This is a genomic window from Kitasatospora sp. NPDC088134, from assembly GCF_044741705.1.
Taxonomy (GTDB): domain Bacteria; phylum Actinomycetota; class Actinomycetes; order Streptomycetales; family Streptomycetaceae; genus Kitasatospora.
The window spans coordinates 75,870-90,699 of sequence record NZ_JBIUTD010000001.1 but is presented as its reverse complement, the minus strand read 5'-3'; the positions used below and the strand labels follow the sequence as shown (position 1 = coordinate 90,699).

The window sequence follows — 14,830 nt, the reverse complement described above, 5'->3', positions numbered from 1 at the left end:
GAGGGACCGTGGACGAACGAGGCGTGAACGGGCGGGACCGGGGCAGCATCTCGGTCATGGTCGCCATCACCGCCGTCAGCCTGGTCGCCGTGGTCGGCCTGGTCCTCGACTTCGGCGGCCAACTGCGCACCATGGAACGGGCCGACGCGCTCGCCCAGGAAGCCGCCCGGATCGGCGGCCAGCAGCTGGACATCGACCGGCTGCGGGCCGGCCAGGGCTACCACTTCGACCGGGCCGCCGCCGAGGACGCCGCGCGCGGCTACCTGCGCGCCCACGGCATCACCGGCGACATCACCTTCCCCGACAGCCAGAACACCACCACGTTCAGCGTCGACTGCACCACCCGCTACCGGACCGCGCTGCTCGGCGTGGTCGCCATCGACACGCTCACCGTGCAGGGCCACGGCAAGGCCACCCTGGTGCACGGGATCACGGAAGGGACGACCGGCTGATGGCCGCGCGCGGAGCCGAAGACCAGCACCGCAGGGCCCGCCGCGGGCGGCGCCCCGACGCCGCCCCCACCGGGCGGCCCGGCCGGACCGCCCCGGCGGCCGGCCGCCCCGTGCCGCCCGCCGGCCGTCCACCGCGCGGGCGCGGCGCCGGCGGCTCCGTGCTCGCCGCGCTCGGCGCCCTGCTGGCGCTGGCCGTGCTGCTGGCCGGCGTGCCCGCCCTGCTCGGCTACGGCACGCTCGCCGTCGCCGCGATGGGCGACCCGATCCACGGCGACCTGCTCGGCGCGCTCACCAGCCCCGACGACGGCAGCCTGTTCCTGTGGCTGCTGGTCGGCATCGGCTGGATCGGCTGGCTGTGCTTCCTGCTCTCCGTCCTGGTCGAGATCCGCGCCCAGCTGCGCGGCCGGGTGGCCCGCCGGATTCCCGCCTTCGGCTGGAGCCAGCGGGTCGCGGCCGGCCTGGTCGGCTCCGTCCTGGCCCTGCTCCCGGTGGCCGGCTCGGCCTTCGCCGCCACCCCCGAACTCCCGCAACGCCCGGCTGCCGTTGCCCAGTTGACCTCCTCCCCGGCGCTCGCCGCACTGCCCGCCGCCGCCCCCGCCGGGGCGCTCACCGCCGACCCGCAGCAGCAGCCCTCCTACACCGTCCGGGACTCCCGCCCCGCCGACAGCCTCTGGTCGATCGCCGAACGCCAACTCGGCGCCGGCGAACGCTGGACGGAGATCGCCAAGCTCAACGCGGGCCGCCCGATGGACGATTCGGGCACCCGCTTCGACGCCGACCGCCCGATCCAGCCCGGCTGGCGGCTGCTGATGCCCGCCGACGCCAAGCCCGACACCGGCCCCGGCGCCGCGCAGACCTCCGCCCAGGACCGCCCCGCCCCGCCCGCGCTGCCCGCCGCTCCCGCCCACGGCAGCGTGACCGTGCACTCCGGCGACTCGCTCTCCTCGATCGCCCAGCGCGAACTGGGCGACGGCGACCGCTGGCCCGAACTCTTCCAGGCCAACAAGGGCGTCACCGCCCCCGACGGCGAGAAGCTCACCGACCCGGACGTGCTCGCCCCCGGCATGGTGCTCACCGTGCCCGGCGCCGACCGGGCCCCGGCCCCGCAGCCCCCCGCCGAGACCCCGGCCCCGCCCGCGCCCGCCCCGCAGACCGAGCCGCCCGCCACCGAACCCCCCACCGGCCAGGCCCCGGCGCCTGCCCCGCAGACGCCCGCGCCGCAGACGCCCGCCCCCGGTGCGGACGCCACTGCCGCGCCCGACGCCACCGCCGCGCCGCAGCCCGCCGCGTCCGCGAACCTGCCCGCCGTCCGCGACCAGCACCGGGCCGACCGGCCCAGCGACGACTACACCGTCCCGCTGGCCGCCTCCACCCTCGGCGTGCTGATGGCCGCCGCCCTGATCGGCCTGGTCTCCCGCCGCCGCACCGACCAGCAGCGGGCCCGCCGCCCCCGGCACCGGATCGCCCTGCCGTCCGCCGCCGCCGGCCACTTCGAGGCCGAGCTGAAGGCCCGGCAGAACGAGGGCGGCCTCGAACTGCTCAACCGCGCGCTGCGCACCCTCGGCCGCAACGCCGTCCGCGGCGAGAAGCGCCTGCCCGCGCTGGTCGCCGCCCGGATCACCACCGCCGGCACCGTCGAACTGCACCTCGCCGCCCCGGCCGTCCCGATCGCCCCGTTCCGGGCCGCGCACGCCCCCAACGTGTGGTGGTGCCCCGAGGACTCCACCGAACTCCTCTCGGCCGGCCAGGCCGCCAAGTACACCGCCCCCTACCCGGCGCTGGTCACCCTCGGCAACAGCCCGGACGGCTCCACCGTCCTCGCCGACCTGGAGACGGTCCGGCTGGTCCACCTCTCCGGCCACCCCGAGGACGCCGAGGACGTGCTGCGCACCCTCGCCGTCGAACTCGCCCACAGCCCGCTCGCCGACCGCCTGCACCTGCACCTGGTCGGCGTCGCCGCCGACCTCCCCGCGGCCGGCCCCGCCACCGACCGGGTGCACCACCACCCCACCCTGGAGGCCGCGCTGGCCGCGCTCGGCCCGCGCACCGCCAAGGCCCGCGCCATCCTGGTCGCCGCCGAGGCCGCCAACCCGCGCGAGGCCCGCAGCCGGGGCAGCGCCGACGAGGCCTGGGTGCCGGAGATCGTGCTGTCCGCGCAGCCGCCCGCCGGGAACCTGCCCGCCGAGCTCGGCCGCCTGCTCGACGGCCGCCCCCGCACCTGCCTGGCCGTCCTCACCCGCGCCCCCGAGCGCGGCGCCGGCCCGGTCGCCCGTTGGACGCTCCCCGCGACCGGCCCCGCCACCCTGCCCGGCCTGCACCTCACCGTCGAACTCCAGCGCCTGAGCCGCGAACAGTACGACCAGCTCGGCGAACTCGTCCGCAGCTCCGGCGACTTCACCCAGCACCCGGCCCCCGACTGGACCCTCGACGGCCCGCACAACGGCCCCGAGGACGAGGCCGAACTCCCGCTGCCCGTCCCCGCGCTGGCCACCGTCGGCGCCGCGATCGGTGCCGCCCCCGGCGGCCTCCCCGACCCGTTCGGCGACATCCCCGCCCCCACCGACGGAACTCTCGACGCCCGGCTGATGGCCCTGCTCGGCGGCCCCACCGGCCCCGGCGCCATCGCGGACGGCGCGGACGGCGCGGACGGTGCGCCGACCGTGGTGCTGGACAAGCCCGTCGGCCCGGCGAACGGCGCAGCCGCCGATCCGCCCGGCGGGGACGGTGCGGGCCCGCGCCTGCTGGCCCGGGTCGTCCCCACCGGCAGCAGCCCGTTCGCGGGCCTCGCCCCCACCGCGCCCACCAACCCGTACGCGGTCGCCCCGGTCACCCCCGTCCTGCCGCCCGCCGTGGCCCTGCCGCCGGCCGCTCCGCTGCCGCCCGCCGTCCTGCCGTCACCCGCCGAGCCCCGGCACGCGGCGAACGGCCAGGCCCGGAAGGTCACCACCCCGCCGCACGGCACCCCGCTGGACCCCCGGCTGACCGCCCCGGCCGACGGCGCCCGCTCCTTCGAACTCCCTTCACCCGCAGCCGGATCCACCCAGACTCCGGTGGGCGACGGCACGCAGGCCTTTGAACTGCTGCCCCCCGTCGCCGGGTTCACCCCGGAGGCGACCCCGGCCCCCGTCCCGGCTCCGGCTCCGGCTCCGGTGGGCGACGGTACGCAGGCGTTCGAACTGCTGCCCCCCGCAACCGAATCCGCCCCGGCCCCGGCTCCCGTGGGGGACGGCACCCAAGCCTTTGAGCTGCTGCCCCCTGCGGCCGGGTTCGTTCCCGAGCAGGTCCCGGCTCCGGCTCCGGCTCCGGCGGGGGACGGCACGCAGGCGTTCGAACTGCTGCCCCCCGCAACCGAATCCGCCCCGTTGGAGGCGCCGCCGGCCCCACTGCCGCCGCCTTCAACGGAACCGCTGCCCACCCACGACCAGGCGGTCGCGCCCGACCCGCGGGCGACGGCGGCCACCGCCCGCCCGTCCGCCCGGCCCGGCAGCGGACCGTCCCGGACCGACAGCGACGACCTGTTGGCGATCCTGCGCTCCCCGGAGGCCCACCACCTGCGGTCGGCGCCGCGGATCAGGGTCCTCGGGCCGGTCGACATCCTGGGCGCGGCCGGGAGCGCCGACCCGGCCGGGCGGCCCCGGCTGACCGAGCTGGCCGCGTACCTGGCGCTGCGGCCCGGCTCCGAGCACACCTCGGTCGACCGGGACATCCACCCGGGCGCGGCCCACCTCGACCCGCGGGCCACCGCTGAACGGCTGGCCGAGCCGCTGCCCGCCAAACTCGCCGCGCTCGCGGGCTGGTTGGGGGCCTCCCCGGAGGGCCGCGACTACTTGGCCGCCGAGCCCGCCGAGACGTACACGCTCGCTCCGACGGTGAGCTGCGACTGGGACGAGTTCCGCAGCCTGTACCGGCGCGGCATGCGCTCCACCTCCACCACCGCCGACGCGGCCCTGGCGCACGCCCTCGCCCTGGTCCGGGGCGCGCCGTTCGCGGAGTGCGCGCCGGGTGCCTTCGCCTGGGCCGAGGCCGAACGCCAGGACATGCTGGCGGCGATCGTCGACACCGCGCACGAACTCGCCGCCCGCCGCCTCCAGTACGGCGACCACCGCACCGCCGAGGCCGCGATCTTCCGCGCCCTCGCGGTCGCCCCCGAGGTCGAACTCCTGCACCGCGACCTCTTCTACGCCTACGCCTCCGCCGGCGCCCGCGACCAACTCGTCCGGGCCGTCAACCGCCTCGACGCCCTCAGCCGCCGCACCGGCCGCGACCTCGACCCCGACACCGTCGCCCTCCTCCGCGACCTCCTCACCGGAGCCTGACCCCGCACCGCCGATGCAGGGCCCGCGAGTTGAGCCACCTGCCGGACTTCCTCCTGGTCATGAGACCGGGCACGGTCCGGGTGGTCAACGTCGAACCTGCGGAGCGTCTTACGGCCCCGGAGATCGCGGAGGCCCTGGCTCGGCCGGGCGAGTTGGTCGAAGGGCATGGCGGGAGGTCGCAGACGGTGATCGGCCGGCGATCGCCGAGCGGCGTCCGGCTGGTGGGCGGCCCCTGCACGAGGCCCGTCCGGCGGTGACGGCGTTGCTGCGGTCCGGACGGCCGACGACTGATCTGTCCTGTCCGCTGTCGGGGGAGCCGGTGCTGCGGAGGTTCGCGTGAGTGCCTGGACGACGACCCTTCGGCCTGGGCCGAGGCTGAGCTTCGATGGCGAGCAGGTCACCGTCGCCGAGATCGGAGGCCGCCGTATTGTGTTCGGGCGTGCTCAGTACGCGCCTCGCATACGCACGTGGGACCCTCTCCCTCATGAAGCAGACGCCCTACGACGACCACCGCGCCACGTGCTCCCGGCAGTCGTTGGCCCGTCTCGTGCTCTCCGATCACGCAACCGACGTCGCGGACAGCGCGGCCGGCCTCGTTGGCACCCGAAACGATGCCGACACCGGTCTCGGCGGCCGGGTCGGCCAAGCTCAACAGCTCATGGAGCTGGCCGAACGAGCTCTGGCCTCGGCGGTCATCTACGAAGTCGAACGTGGTAGCTCGTGGGCGCAGATCGGGGACCACCTGGGACTCGGCGCCGACGAGGCGCGGGAGCGGTACAAGCTTGCCCTCCAGGCGTGGAACACCGCCTTCGAGGAGCCCTACAGGCTCGACGAGACCGGTCGCAAACGCATCCCGCAGTTGCCCACCGCAGCCTATGACCCGGCCTGGGCATGCACCCGGCTCGACCAGTGGGCCTTCTTGCGCCGCATCGGCATCAACGACCACCAAGCCGTCAGCGCCGGGCTCATCATGTCCAGCGCCGCGGAAGAGGCGGACCCGGTTGCTGAGCACTGACTGTCGCTCCGCAGCAGTCCGCAGCCTGTAGTCGGAGGGCCCACCGACCATCTTGAGGACAGCCGGTGGCACGGTGGCGGTCCCTTCGGGAACCAGCAGGGAGGCGACTGCCGGAGCGTCAGGAGGTGGCGTCGGCGGCGGCGTCGAGGGCGGCGATGTCGAGTCGGCCCATGGTGAGCATGGCGGCGGTGGCGCGGGCGGCGCGGGACGGGTCGGGGTCGGTGAGGAGTTCCTGCAGGCGGCGGGGGACGATCTGCCAGGAGAGGCCGTAGCGGTCCTTCAGCCAGCCGCACGGGCCGGGTTCGCCGCCGTCGGCGGTGAGCAGTTCCCAGTAGCGGTCGACCTCGGCCTGGTCGGCGCAGTCCACCTCCAGCGAGACGGCCTCGTTGAAGCGGAAGACCGGACCGCCGTTCAGCGCCCGGAAGGTCTGGCCGAACAGTTCGAAGGACACCAGCATCACGCTGCCCGGCTCGCCCGGCCCGGCCTCCGAGTAGCGCTGGACGTCGAGGAGCCGGCCGTCCCGGAACACCGACACGTAGAACTCGGCGGCCTGCTCGGCCTGGTGGTCGAACCACAGGAACGTGGTGATCTTCTGGCCCATGGCGGTGCTCCCCGTGTTCGAGGCGGTCGCGTACCCCTCCGACGCTAACCCCGGCCCCCGCCGGCCGGCCGCAGCCACGCGGGCGCAGCCGTGCGGACGCACCCGGACGAACAGGGCACACGAACAGGGCATGCGAACAAGGCGTGCGAACGGGACGTGCCGACCGGGCGCGCGGAGGGGCGCCGAACCCGCCCCGGACGGGGCCGGGTTGTGCCAGGGTGGCGGTATGCCGCACCAGGACCCTCCGTCGGCGCTGCTGCCGACCGCCGCCGAGCAGGACGAGCAGGACGCCCGGCAGACCGTGCTCGCCGCGCCGCTGCTCGCCGCGTTCAGCTCCCGCCTGCGGGCCGCCGTGCCCGTCCTCGCGCTCTGGGCGCACGGCTCGCTCGCCCACGGCGACTACCGGCACGGCCGCAGCGACCTCGACCTGATCGCCGTCCTCCCGGACGCCCCCGACGGCCCGCTGCGCGACGGACTCGCCGCCCTGCACGAGCAGTTGATCGCCGAGAACCCGGACGCCGAGAAACTGCACTGCAGCTACCCGGCCCGCACCGCGCTCGCCGACCCGGCCGCCGCGCACTTCACCTTCGCCCAGGGCGAGCCGATGGACCGCCCGGTCACCCTGGTCTCCCGGCGCGAACTCCTCGACGGCGGGCTGCTGTTGGCGGGAGAGGCGCCCGAGGCGCTGCTGCCGCCGGTCGCGGACGCGGCGCTGCGCGCCCACCTGCGGGCCGACCTGCGCGACTACTGGTACCCGGTGACGGCCCGCCCCGAGCCGTGGCTGCGCGACATCTGGGTCGACCACGGCCCGGTCACCGCCGCCCGGGCCGGGATCGCGCTGCGCACGGGGCGGCTGGTCACCAAGCGCGAGGCGATCGCCGAACTCCCTTCGCTGGGCGCCCCGTCGGCCCTGTTCGTGGACATCGCCGCCCGCCGCTACGGCGTCCCGCCGATCCTCAGTGACGCGGAGCGGGCCGAACGCGCCGAGCAGGCGAGGCTGTTCACCCGCGCCGCGATCGAAAAGGCGCTGGCCCAGGAGAGTTGAGCCTCAGCCGGTGGTGGCGGCGCCGAACAGCGCGGTGAGGCGGGGCAGCCGGGCAGCGGTCTGCTCGGCCGTCCAGCGCGGGCCCATCGCGTCGGCGTTCACGGGGGAGTCGTGGCCCAGCTCCTCCAGGGCCGCCTCCAACCCGTCCTCCTCGCCGGTCAGTTGCTCGTACGCCGACTGGGCGCAGTAGTCCAACTCCTCCCAGTCCGGGAAGTACCGCTCCTCCCACCGCTCGTACGGTGCCGCGGCGAGGCGGCGCAGCGCCGGGTGCCCGGCCAGCGCGTCCGGGTCGTGCACGGCGAGGCGGTGCCCCTCCCGGCCCAGGCCGACCAGCCAGGCGTGGAAGTACCACAGCCCGTCGTCGCTGACCCGCCCGCCCAGCACCAGCTTCGCCAGCGCCAGCGTGGCCGAGGTGTCCAGCGGCGCGCGCACCTCGTCCAGCCGCAGCTGGAACTCCAGCGCCTCGCCCGGCCCGAGCTCCACCAGCCGCGCCACGACCGCCGCCGCCCGCTCCCCGTGCGCACCGCCGTCGCCGCCGTCGCCGCTCGACTCGACCAGCTTCCAGAATCCGTCCAGGTCCATGTCCGGAATCCTCGCACCCGCCGCCGACGGACGGCCTTGACTTCAAGCGCGCTTGAGGTTCCAGGATGGTGTCCGCGGCCGGAGGGACCGGTCGCGGACGGGGTGGAGGCATGATGCGCGCGGTGTGGTTGCGGGAGTTCGGCGGGCCCGAGGTACTCACCCCCGGGGTCGCCCCCGACCCGGAGCCCGGGCCCGGGCAGGTGCTGATCGCGGTGGCGCACGCCAATCTGACCTTCGTCGAGACCCAGTTCCGGGCCACCGGCCTCGGCCCGTTCACCACCGCCCTGCCGATGATCCCCGGCAACGGCGTCGGCGGCACCGTCACCGCCGTCGGCCCCGGTACCGACCCCGCCTGGACCGGGCGGCGGGTGATCTCCTCCACCGGCGGCAGCGGCGGCTACGCCGAACTCGCCACCGCCCCCGCCGACGGCCTGTACGAAGTCCCCGACGGCCTCGCCCTGGACGCCGCCACCGCACTGCTCGCCGACGGCCGCACCGCCCGCCTGCTGCTGGAGACCGCCGCTCCCGCACCCGGCGAACGCGTCCTGGTGCTGGCCGCGGCCGGTGGCGTCGGCACCCTGCTGGTCCAACTCGCCACCGCCGCAGGGGCGCACGTCCTCGCCGCGGCCGGCGGCCCCCGCAAGACCGCCCTCGCCGCCGAACTCGGCGCCGCCACCACCGCCGACTACCGGCAGCCCGACTGGACGGCACCGCTCGCCCCCGTCGACCTCGTCCTCGACGGCGTCGGCGGCCCGCTCGGCCGGGCCGCCGCCGACCTGCTCCGCCCCGGTGGGCGCCTCCTCAGCTACGGCCTGGCCGGCGGAAGTTGGACCGACCTGCCGCCCGCCGAGGCCGCCGCCCGCGACCTCACCGTGCTCACCCTGCGCCCCACCCCCGAACGGATGCGCGCCGCCACCGCGCACGTCCTCGCCGAGGCAGCCGCCCACCGGCTGCGTCCCGTCGTCGGCCGCCGCTTCCCGCTGGAGCGCGCTGCCGACGCGCACCGCGCCATCGAGGCCCGCGACACCCTCGGCAAGACCCTGCTGGACGTGCAGATCTGACGCACCATCAGGAAAGGCGGCGGAAACCCGGTCGTGCACGGTGCGACCGGGCCGCTAACATCCCGGCATGTCAGAGCAACCCTCGCCGCAGCAGCCCGTGACCGACCGCCCCGACGGCGCCGACCGCCTCGACCGGCCCCGTCCGGTGCACCCGCCGCGTCCGAAGCCGGGCGACCGGATCGCCGTCGTCTCGCCCGGCTTCGCCGGCCCCGGCGCGTTCCCGCTCCCGCACGAGCTCGGACTGCGCCGCCTGCGCGAGGAGTTCGGCCTCGAACCCGTCGAGTACCCCGCCACCCGCAAGCTCGGCGCCACCCCCGAGGAGCGGGCCGCCGACCTGCACGCCGCGTTCACCGACCCGACCGTGAGCGTCGTGATGGCCACCCTCGGCGGCGACGACCAGCTCACCGTGGTCCCGCACCTCGACGGCGAGTTGCTCCGCGCCCACGCCAAGCCGTTCTTCGGCTACAGCGACAACACGAACCTGCTGGACTTCCTCTGGCGGCACGGCATCGTCGCCTACCACAAGCCTCGGGAATTGCATCAGATGGGCGCGTTCGCGCTGGTCGCCTGATCGGCGAGCCTTTCGATCTTACCTGCAGAGGTTCCGCAATACGCTGCTCTGCCTGCCTACTTGGCGAGCCGATCCCTTCTGATGCATGATTTATGCGTCAGAAGGGATCGGCTCATGGTGCGACAGCCGAGGGTGGAGTTGGCCGGATCGGCCAACTTGGAACTCGTCTCGGGCGTGGTTCATCTCCGGCCCGAGGACGCGGTGTGGGAGGCGATGCTGAGCGGGTGGAGGTCGCAGCAGCAGGCCCGCAATCTGAGGAGGGGAACGTACGGGCCTCGCGAGATGCAGGTCCGCTCCTTCCACGTCTACACGAACGAGTACCCGTGGCTCTGGACCCCGGCGCACATGGACGAGTGGTCGGCGAGCTTGACCACGGAGAAGGGGCTCGCTCCTTCGACGGTCCGCGGCTACCAGGGCACGTTGAGGCTGTTCTCCGAGTACATCATCGACCCGCGGTACAGCTGGGCTCCGGTCTGCGAGGAGAGGTTCGGGACGCACCCCGTGGCGATCTGCCACGAGTGGAACACCATCCCTCACCTTCAGGGCTACGAGGGCGATCCCGAGGCCCGGCCGTTCACCCGGGCCGAGCTCCAGCGGTTCCTGAACTTCGCGGACGACCAGGTCGAGCGGGTGCTGCGCAGCGGACGCAAGGGCGCGTTGGCGGCCTACCGGGATGCCACGCTGTTCAAGGTCATCTACGGGTGGGGGTTGCGCCGGACCGAGGCGTCGAAGCTGGACCTGGTGGACTTCGGCAGGAATCCGAAGGCCCCGCAGTTCGGCCGGTACGGGACGCTCAACGTCCGCTACGGGAAGGCCAAGAAGGGCCAGCCTCCGCGGCGGCGGAACGTCTTGACGGTGATGGCCTGGGCCGCCGAGGCGGTCCAGGACTACGCCGAGAACGTGCGGCCGTTGTTCGGCTTCCCCGACCATCCGGCTCTGTGGATCACCGAGCGCGGGGGCCGGCTGCGGCCCGGCTCGATCAACGACCGGTTCGAGGAGTACCGCGATGCGCTGAAGCTCCCGAAGGAGCTCACTCCCCACTCCCTGCGGCACTCGTACGTCACGCACCTGACGGAGGACGGGGTCGATCGGCGCTTCATTCAGGAGCAGGTGGGCCACGAGTGCGACAGTTCCCTGGCGATCTACACCCACGTCAGCGACGACTTCATGAACACTTCCCTGCAGAAGGCACTGGCTCCGGCGTTCGCCGGGGTGTGACGAGGAGAGGGAAACGACGTGGTGACTGCCAAGCTCGACTACCAGTGGCACCTGCGCAAGGTCATGGCCGACCGCGGGATGTTCTCGACCACCGACCTCATGGAGCCGTTGGAGTCACGCGGGATCAAACTCTCCTCCAGCCAGGTCTACCGCCTGGTCGTGGAGCGGCCCGAGCGGCTGAGCCTGAAGATCCTCATGGCCCTGCTCGACCTTTTGGACTGCCGTATGGAGGACCTGATCGAGCCCGTCAGCGTCGCGGGCGCCAAGAGCCGGCCGAAGAAGGCTGCGGCCAGCGGCGGTTCGACCGAGTCCCTGTCGTCCGGGCTGGGCGGCCTGCGGCCCAAGCGGGCCAGGATCTCCGGAGGGGACACGTGAGCACCGCCGCCGCGCACGATCAGGACGCGGAGGCACCGCCCGAAGCGCTCGACGAACTCGTCGACGTCCTGTGCCGGGTGGAGACCTCGCTCGATCGCGCCGTTGTCCGCGCGGTGACGGCCGCAGTCGTCCAGCAACGTGCCCGGCAGCGACGGCTCGCCGCCGAGCTGGCTGCGGCTCCTGATGTGCTGAGCACCGGGAAGTCGCCTGCCCCGATCATCGTCGGCAAACTGCTGCTCGCTCTGAAACAGGCCGGGGCCCAGCAACTCGCCGCACCGGTGTGCCGGCGGTGCGGGCGCCCATGCCGTGCTCTCGCCTTCGCCAGGCGCGAGTGGGGGTGCCACCCGTGCGTGGGTACCCAGACCGCGCACGCGGTGTGCACCGGATGCGGCCAGGAGCGCCAGGTCCGCGGCCGTGACCTCCTGGCCCGCCCGTACTGCGGCCGCTGCCACGCCCCGGACGATGTGACGACGCCGCTGGTGGAGGCTGTCGCAGGGATCGACCCGTCGGTGGATCCCGAGACGGTCGCCGCCGCGCTGGAGCGGGCCGACAAGCGCACTTCCGGACGCCGCCAGATCGCCGCCGCCGTCATCGCACGCTCCGAACTGCTCACCGGCGAAGGCGCTTCGGCACCGGTACCGGGAGTCCTGCGCTTCATCGAGGAACTGCACGCGGCGGGCGCCCGGGCCGTGGTGGTGCCCCCGTGCCCCGCCTGCGGCCGGCACAATCCGCTGAGGAGGCCCCTCGGCGCCGTACGGGTGTGCGGCCACTGCGCGGCGAAGGCCCGTAGTTCCCTCTGCTCGCGCTGCGGGAGGACGAAGCCGATCTGCCATCGCGACGAGCACGGTGCGGCGCTGTGCGAGCCGTGCTGGTCGAGCGACCCGCGCAACCGGGAGGTCTGCGCCGGGTGCGGCAACCTTCGCCGCGTGTACGGGCGTACCGAGGCCGGCCCCGTCTGCCTGCAGTGCCGCCCCCGGCTTGAGCGCACCTGCTCCATCTGCGGGCGCACCGGTCGGGGGACCGTCTCCCGGGCCACCGGAAAACACCTGTGCGACCTGTGCAAAGGCCACTGGATCGTCTGCTCGGGATGCGGCGGCAGCGGCATCGTCCGCGGAGGGACGCTCAAGAATCCGCTGTGCGCCCACTGCGTCAACCCCGACCCTGCCTTCTGGAAACGCTGCCGGGTCTGCGACACCACGTGGCAGCTCACCACCGCGCCCTGCACCCGGTGCAGCCTCGACGCCCGCCTGCGCGAGGTCTTCACGGCCGCCGATGGCAGCACGGCCCCCGAGCTGGACCGCCTTCGCGAACGGTTCGTCCAGGTCGACCACCCGAACTACGCGATCACCTGGCTGCGCAAGGCGAACGTCCAGTCCACCATCACCGCGCTGGTGCGCGGGCACCCGAAGATCACCCACGCCGCGCTCGACGTCATGGCGCCGAGCAAGACACTCGACCACTTCCGCTCCATGCTGATCTCCACCGGGGCCCTGGAGTTCCGCGACGAAGGCTTGGCGCGACTCGAACGGAAAGTGGACGAGACGATCACCCGATACTCCCCGGGCGAGCACCAGCGCGCCCTGCGCGGCTTCATCGACTGGTACCTGCTGCGGCGGCTGCGCGGACGGCTGGAGGACAAGCCCGCCAGCCCCCAGCAACTGCGCAACGTCAAGAGCCACCTGGTGGCAGCCGATGCCTTCCTGCGCTGGCTGGAAGGCCACGGCACGACGCTGAGCCGATGCACGCAGGCCGACGTCGAGAAGTACCTGAACACCAAGCCCGCGTACGCAAAGCAGTGCTCCGCGTTCGTCCGGTGGGCCGTGCGGCACCGGTACGCCAGGAGCGGCATCAAAGCGCCGGCAACCCGGTGGACGGGCCCGGCCGGACCGCACGACGAGGACGGACGCTGGGCCCTTGCCCGCCGCCTCCTGCATGATGAGGCGCTCCCCACCGCCGACCGGATCGCCGGGCTCCTCGTGCTGCTGTACGCCCAGAGCACCAGCAGCATCCACCGGCTGACCACCGATCACGTCACCCAGGACGGCGACCGCGTCCTGCTGCACCTCGGCCCCCGGCCCCTCCAACTGCCCGCGCCCCTGGACGCCCTCGTGCGCGACCTCGTCGCCTCCCGCAGCACCGGCACCCTGATCCGGACCGAGAGCCACTGGCTCTTCCCCGGCCGCAGCGCGGGCCGGCCCCTCCACGAGAGCCGGCTGCAGCGGCGGTTGAACGCGATCGGCGTCAAGACCCGGCAGGGCCGGAGCACCGCGCTGTTCACCCTCACCCAGCAGGTGCCCGCCGGCCTCCTGTCCAAGATGCTCGGGGTGCACATCAGCGTGGCCGTGGCCTGGCAGCGCGCCAGCGGCGGCGACTGGATGGGGTACGCCGCCGAGGTCGCCGCCCGAACCGCGATCCGCGCCGGCTCCCGGATCGCGGACACTCCGGACGTTCAGCCGAGCCGGACCTCGTCGACGACGTCCCAGGTGTAGTAGCCCAGGTCAGGGTGCTGGTACTGGTTGATGAGGTGCACCCGGTCGATCGTGACGTCCACGCGCGGCGGCCGCAGCGCACGGTTCAGGTCCCGGTCGGGGAAGTCCGCACGGGCGTACGCCAGGGAAGCGTGCGCCCAGTACTTGGCTTCCTTCCTCCTCAGGGAGATGCCCGGCACCTTCTCGGCCGCGGCCCGGATCCGGTCGTTGAGCGCGGCCATCCCGTCTTCCGGGTAGACCGCGACCGTCACCGCGGTGACACCGGGCCACACCGGCCCGAGCTGGACCCGGAAGGGCTGCATGTCGAGGAGCTCGTCGCGCAGAGCGCCTCGGAACTGAGTCAACTGCCCGGCGTCGAGGGCGTGGTGGATGCCCTGGACGGTGGAGTGCAGCCACTGCTCCGGGATCACCCCGAGTTGCTCGCCGTACTGGGAGAGCAGTTCGGCGTGCGTAGGCCCGGAACTCCTCGTACTCGCTCAGCAGGACGAGAACGTGAGGGAAAGGACCGTCGTTCCAGACCTTGGTAGAGGTGAAGAAGTTCTCCAATACGGTGTTCTTAACTCGATGCCATTGGGCAGGGCCCAGTGAGCAATTAGCAGTTGCCGGAGGTAGTACCTTGTACCTCCAGCCCTGTCACGGAGGGTGACGGGGCGGTGGAGAGGAGCAACTGTGCAGGTTTCCGCGCTCAGTCTCTGGGGCGCCGGGATGTTCGGCGCGGTCATCGGCTGGATCGCCTACCGGACACTGCGGCGGAACACGAAGGCGACGACGCTCACCGACCTGGTGACGGTGATCGCGGCCCTGGGCGGCGGGGTGGTGATCAACACGAAGTTCGCGGAGCCGGATCTCTTCGCCTCCTACGGCATCGGGCTGTTCGCCGGGTTCTTCGGCTACTTCGTCGTCGCCCTGCTGGTGGACCGTGCGGAGGAGCGGAGCCGGACGGAGCCCCTGCCCGTCCAGCCCCTGGCCGCGCAGGAACCAACCGCACCGAGCGGCGCCGCGATCCCGGCGCCGTCCCCGGAGCCCGTCGGCGTGCCGCGGGACAGGCCCGGCCGGTGGATGAACCGGAGGAAGTGAGGGCCGGGGTGGCCGCTCCGCGTGGGGC

At 73.8% G+C, this 14,830-nt stretch carries 12 protein-coding genes and 1 pseudogene; 10 read left to right on the top strand and 3 right to left on the bottom strand.

Annotation, left to right across the window (positions count from 1 at the left end):
* The first annotated feature begins 8 nt into the window (after positions 1 to 8).
* The 3 genes from ACIOHG_RS00295 (at position 9) to ACIOHG_RS00285 (ending at position 5,783) form a co-directional block, all read left to right on the top strand.
* Entirely contained in the window at positions 9 to 452 is a 444-nt protein-coding gene (locus tag ACIOHG_RS00295) for a TadE/TadG family type IV pilus assembly protein (RefSeq protein WP_400943426.1), read from the top strand.
* Positions 452 to 4,768 carry a LysM peptidoglycan-binding domain-containing protein gene (locus tag ACIOHG_RS00290; protein WP_400943423.1) on the top strand — a complete coding sequence of 1,439 codons (4,317 nt, stop codon included), beginning with the start codon at positions 452 to 454 and terminating at the stop codon, positions 4,766 to 4,768. Before ACIOHG_RS00295 ends, ACIOHG_RS00290 begins: the two co-directional genes overlap by 1 nt.
* Positions 4,769 to 5,252: 484 nt before the next feature.
* Complete coding sequence (locus tag ACIOHG_RS00285) at positions 5,253 to 5,783, top strand: hypothetical protein (RefSeq protein WP_400943420.1); 531 nt, start codon at positions 5,253 to 5,255, stop codon at positions 5,781 to 5,783.
* Positions 5,784 to 5,901: 118 nt separating this feature from the next.
* Here the strand turns inward: ACIOHG_RS00285 and ACIOHG_RS00280 are convergent, their stop codons facing one another.
* The gene (locus ACIOHG_RS00280; RefSeq protein ID WP_400943417.1) at positions 5,902 to 6,384 is read right to left on the bottom strand and encodes a VOC family protein; all 483 of its coding nucleotides are present in this window, start codon (positions 6,382 to 6,384) and stop codon (positions 5,902 to 5,904) included.
* Positions 6,385 to 6,610: 226 nt separating this feature from the next.
* Between ACIOHG_RS00280 and ACIOHG_RS00275 the strand changes: the two genes are divergently transcribed.
* On the top strand, positions 6,611 to 7,429 hold the full coding sequence (locus ACIOHG_RS00275; protein ID WP_400943414.1) for a nucleotidyltransferase: 819 nt from the start codon (positions 6,611 to 6,613) through the stop codon (positions 7,427 to 7,429).
* 3 nt (positions 7,430 to 7,432) lie between these two features.
* Here the strand turns inward: ACIOHG_RS00275 and ACIOHG_RS00270 are convergent, their stop codons facing one another.
* Positions 7,433 to 8,011, bottom strand: a complete 579-nt coding sequence (locus ACIOHG_RS00270) for a DUF4240 domain-containing protein (RefSeq protein WP_400943411.1) — start codon at positions 8,009 to 8,011, stop codon at positions 7,433 to 7,435.
* A gap of 110 nt (positions 8,012 to 8,121) precedes the next feature.
* Between ACIOHG_RS00270 and ACIOHG_RS00265 the strand changes: the two genes are divergently transcribed.
* From ACIOHG_RS00265 to ACIOHG_RS00245, 5 genes and pseudogenes are all read left to right on the top strand, one after another.
* Positions 8,122 to 9,072, top strand: coding sequence for a zinc-binding dehydrogenase (locus ACIOHG_RS00265; protein WP_400943408.1), 951 nt, complete (start codon positions 8,122 to 8,124; stop codon positions 9,070 to 9,072).
* Positions 9,073 to 9,139: 67 nt separating this feature from the next.
* Positions 9,140 to 9,625: pseudogene (locus tag ACIOHG_RS00260) on the top strand (LD-carboxypeptidase); the annotation flags it as partial.
* A gap of 132 nt (positions 9,626 to 9,757) precedes the next feature.
* Positions 9,758 to 10,861 carry a tyrosine-type recombinase/integrase gene (locus ACIOHG_RS00255; protein ID WP_400943405.1) on the top strand — a complete coding sequence of 368 codons (1,104 nt, stop codon included), beginning with the start codon at positions 9,758 to 9,760 and terminating at the stop codon, positions 10,859 to 10,861.
* A gap of 18 nt (positions 10,862 to 10,879) precedes the next feature.
* Positions 10,880 to 11,236 carry a helix-turn-helix domain-containing protein gene (locus ACIOHG_RS00250; protein ID WP_400943402.1) on the top strand — a complete coding sequence of 119 codons (357 nt, stop codon included), beginning with the start codon at positions 10,880 to 10,882 and terminating at the stop codon, positions 11,234 to 11,236.
* The gene (locus ACIOHG_RS00245) at positions 11,233 to 13,725 is read left to right on the top strand and encodes a site-specific integrase (RefSeq protein ID WP_400943399.1); all 2,493 of its coding nucleotides are present in this window, start codon (positions 11,233 to 11,235) and stop codon (positions 13,723 to 13,725) included. The genes ACIOHG_RS00250 and ACIOHG_RS00245 overlap by 4 nt, the downstream gene beginning before the upstream one ends.
* Here the strand turns inward: ACIOHG_RS00245 and ACIOHG_RS00240 are convergent.
* Entirely contained in the window at positions 13,686 to 14,135 is a 450-nt protein-coding gene (locus tag ACIOHG_RS00240) for a 2'-5' RNA ligase family protein (protein WP_400943396.1), read from the bottom strand. The two genes, ACIOHG_RS00245 and ACIOHG_RS00240, sit on opposite strands and share 40 nt — an antisense overlap.
* Before the next feature lie 259 nt (positions 14,136 to 14,394).
* On the opposite strand from ACIOHG_RS00240, the gene ACIOHG_RS00235 reads away from it, so the two are divergent.
* On the top strand, positions 14,395 to 14,802 hold the full coding sequence (locus ACIOHG_RS00235) for a hypothetical protein (protein ID WP_400943393.1): 408 nt from the start codon (positions 14,395 to 14,397) through the stop codon (positions 14,800 to 14,802).
* The last annotated feature ends 28 nt before the right edge of the window (positions 14,803 to 14,830 follow it).

Bases quoted from the DNA above. Each gene is read 5' to 3' on its own strand.
- ACIOHG_RS00290 (WP_400943423.1), top strand. From the start codon at position 452: ATGGCCGCGCGCGGAGCCGAAGACCAGCACCGCAGGGCCCGCCGCGGG.
- ACIOHG_RS00285 (WP_400943420.1), top strand. From the start codon at position 5,253: ATGAAGCAGACGCCCTACGACGACCACCGCGCCACGTGCTCCCGGCAG.
- ACIOHG_RS00280 (WP_400943417.1), bottom strand. From the start codon at position 6,384: ATGGGCCAGAAGATCACCACGTTCCTGTGGTTCGACCACCAGGCCGAG.
- ACIOHG_RS00275 (WP_400943414.1), top strand. From the start codon at position 6,611: ATGCCGCACCAGGACCCTCCGTCGGCGCTGCTGCCGACCGCCGCCGAG.
- ACIOHG_RS00270 (WP_400943411.1), bottom strand. From the start codon at position 8,011: ATGGACCTGGACGGATTCTGGAAGCTGGTCGAGTCGAGCGGCGACGGC.
- ACIOHG_RS00265 (WP_400943408.1), top strand. From the start codon at position 8,122: ATGATGCGCGCGGTGTGGTTGCGGGAGTTCGGCGGGCCCGAGGTACTC.
- ACIOHG_RS00255 (WP_400943405.1), top strand. From the start codon at position 9,758: ATGGTGCGACAGCCGAGGGTGGAGTTGGCCGGATCGGCCAACTTGGAA.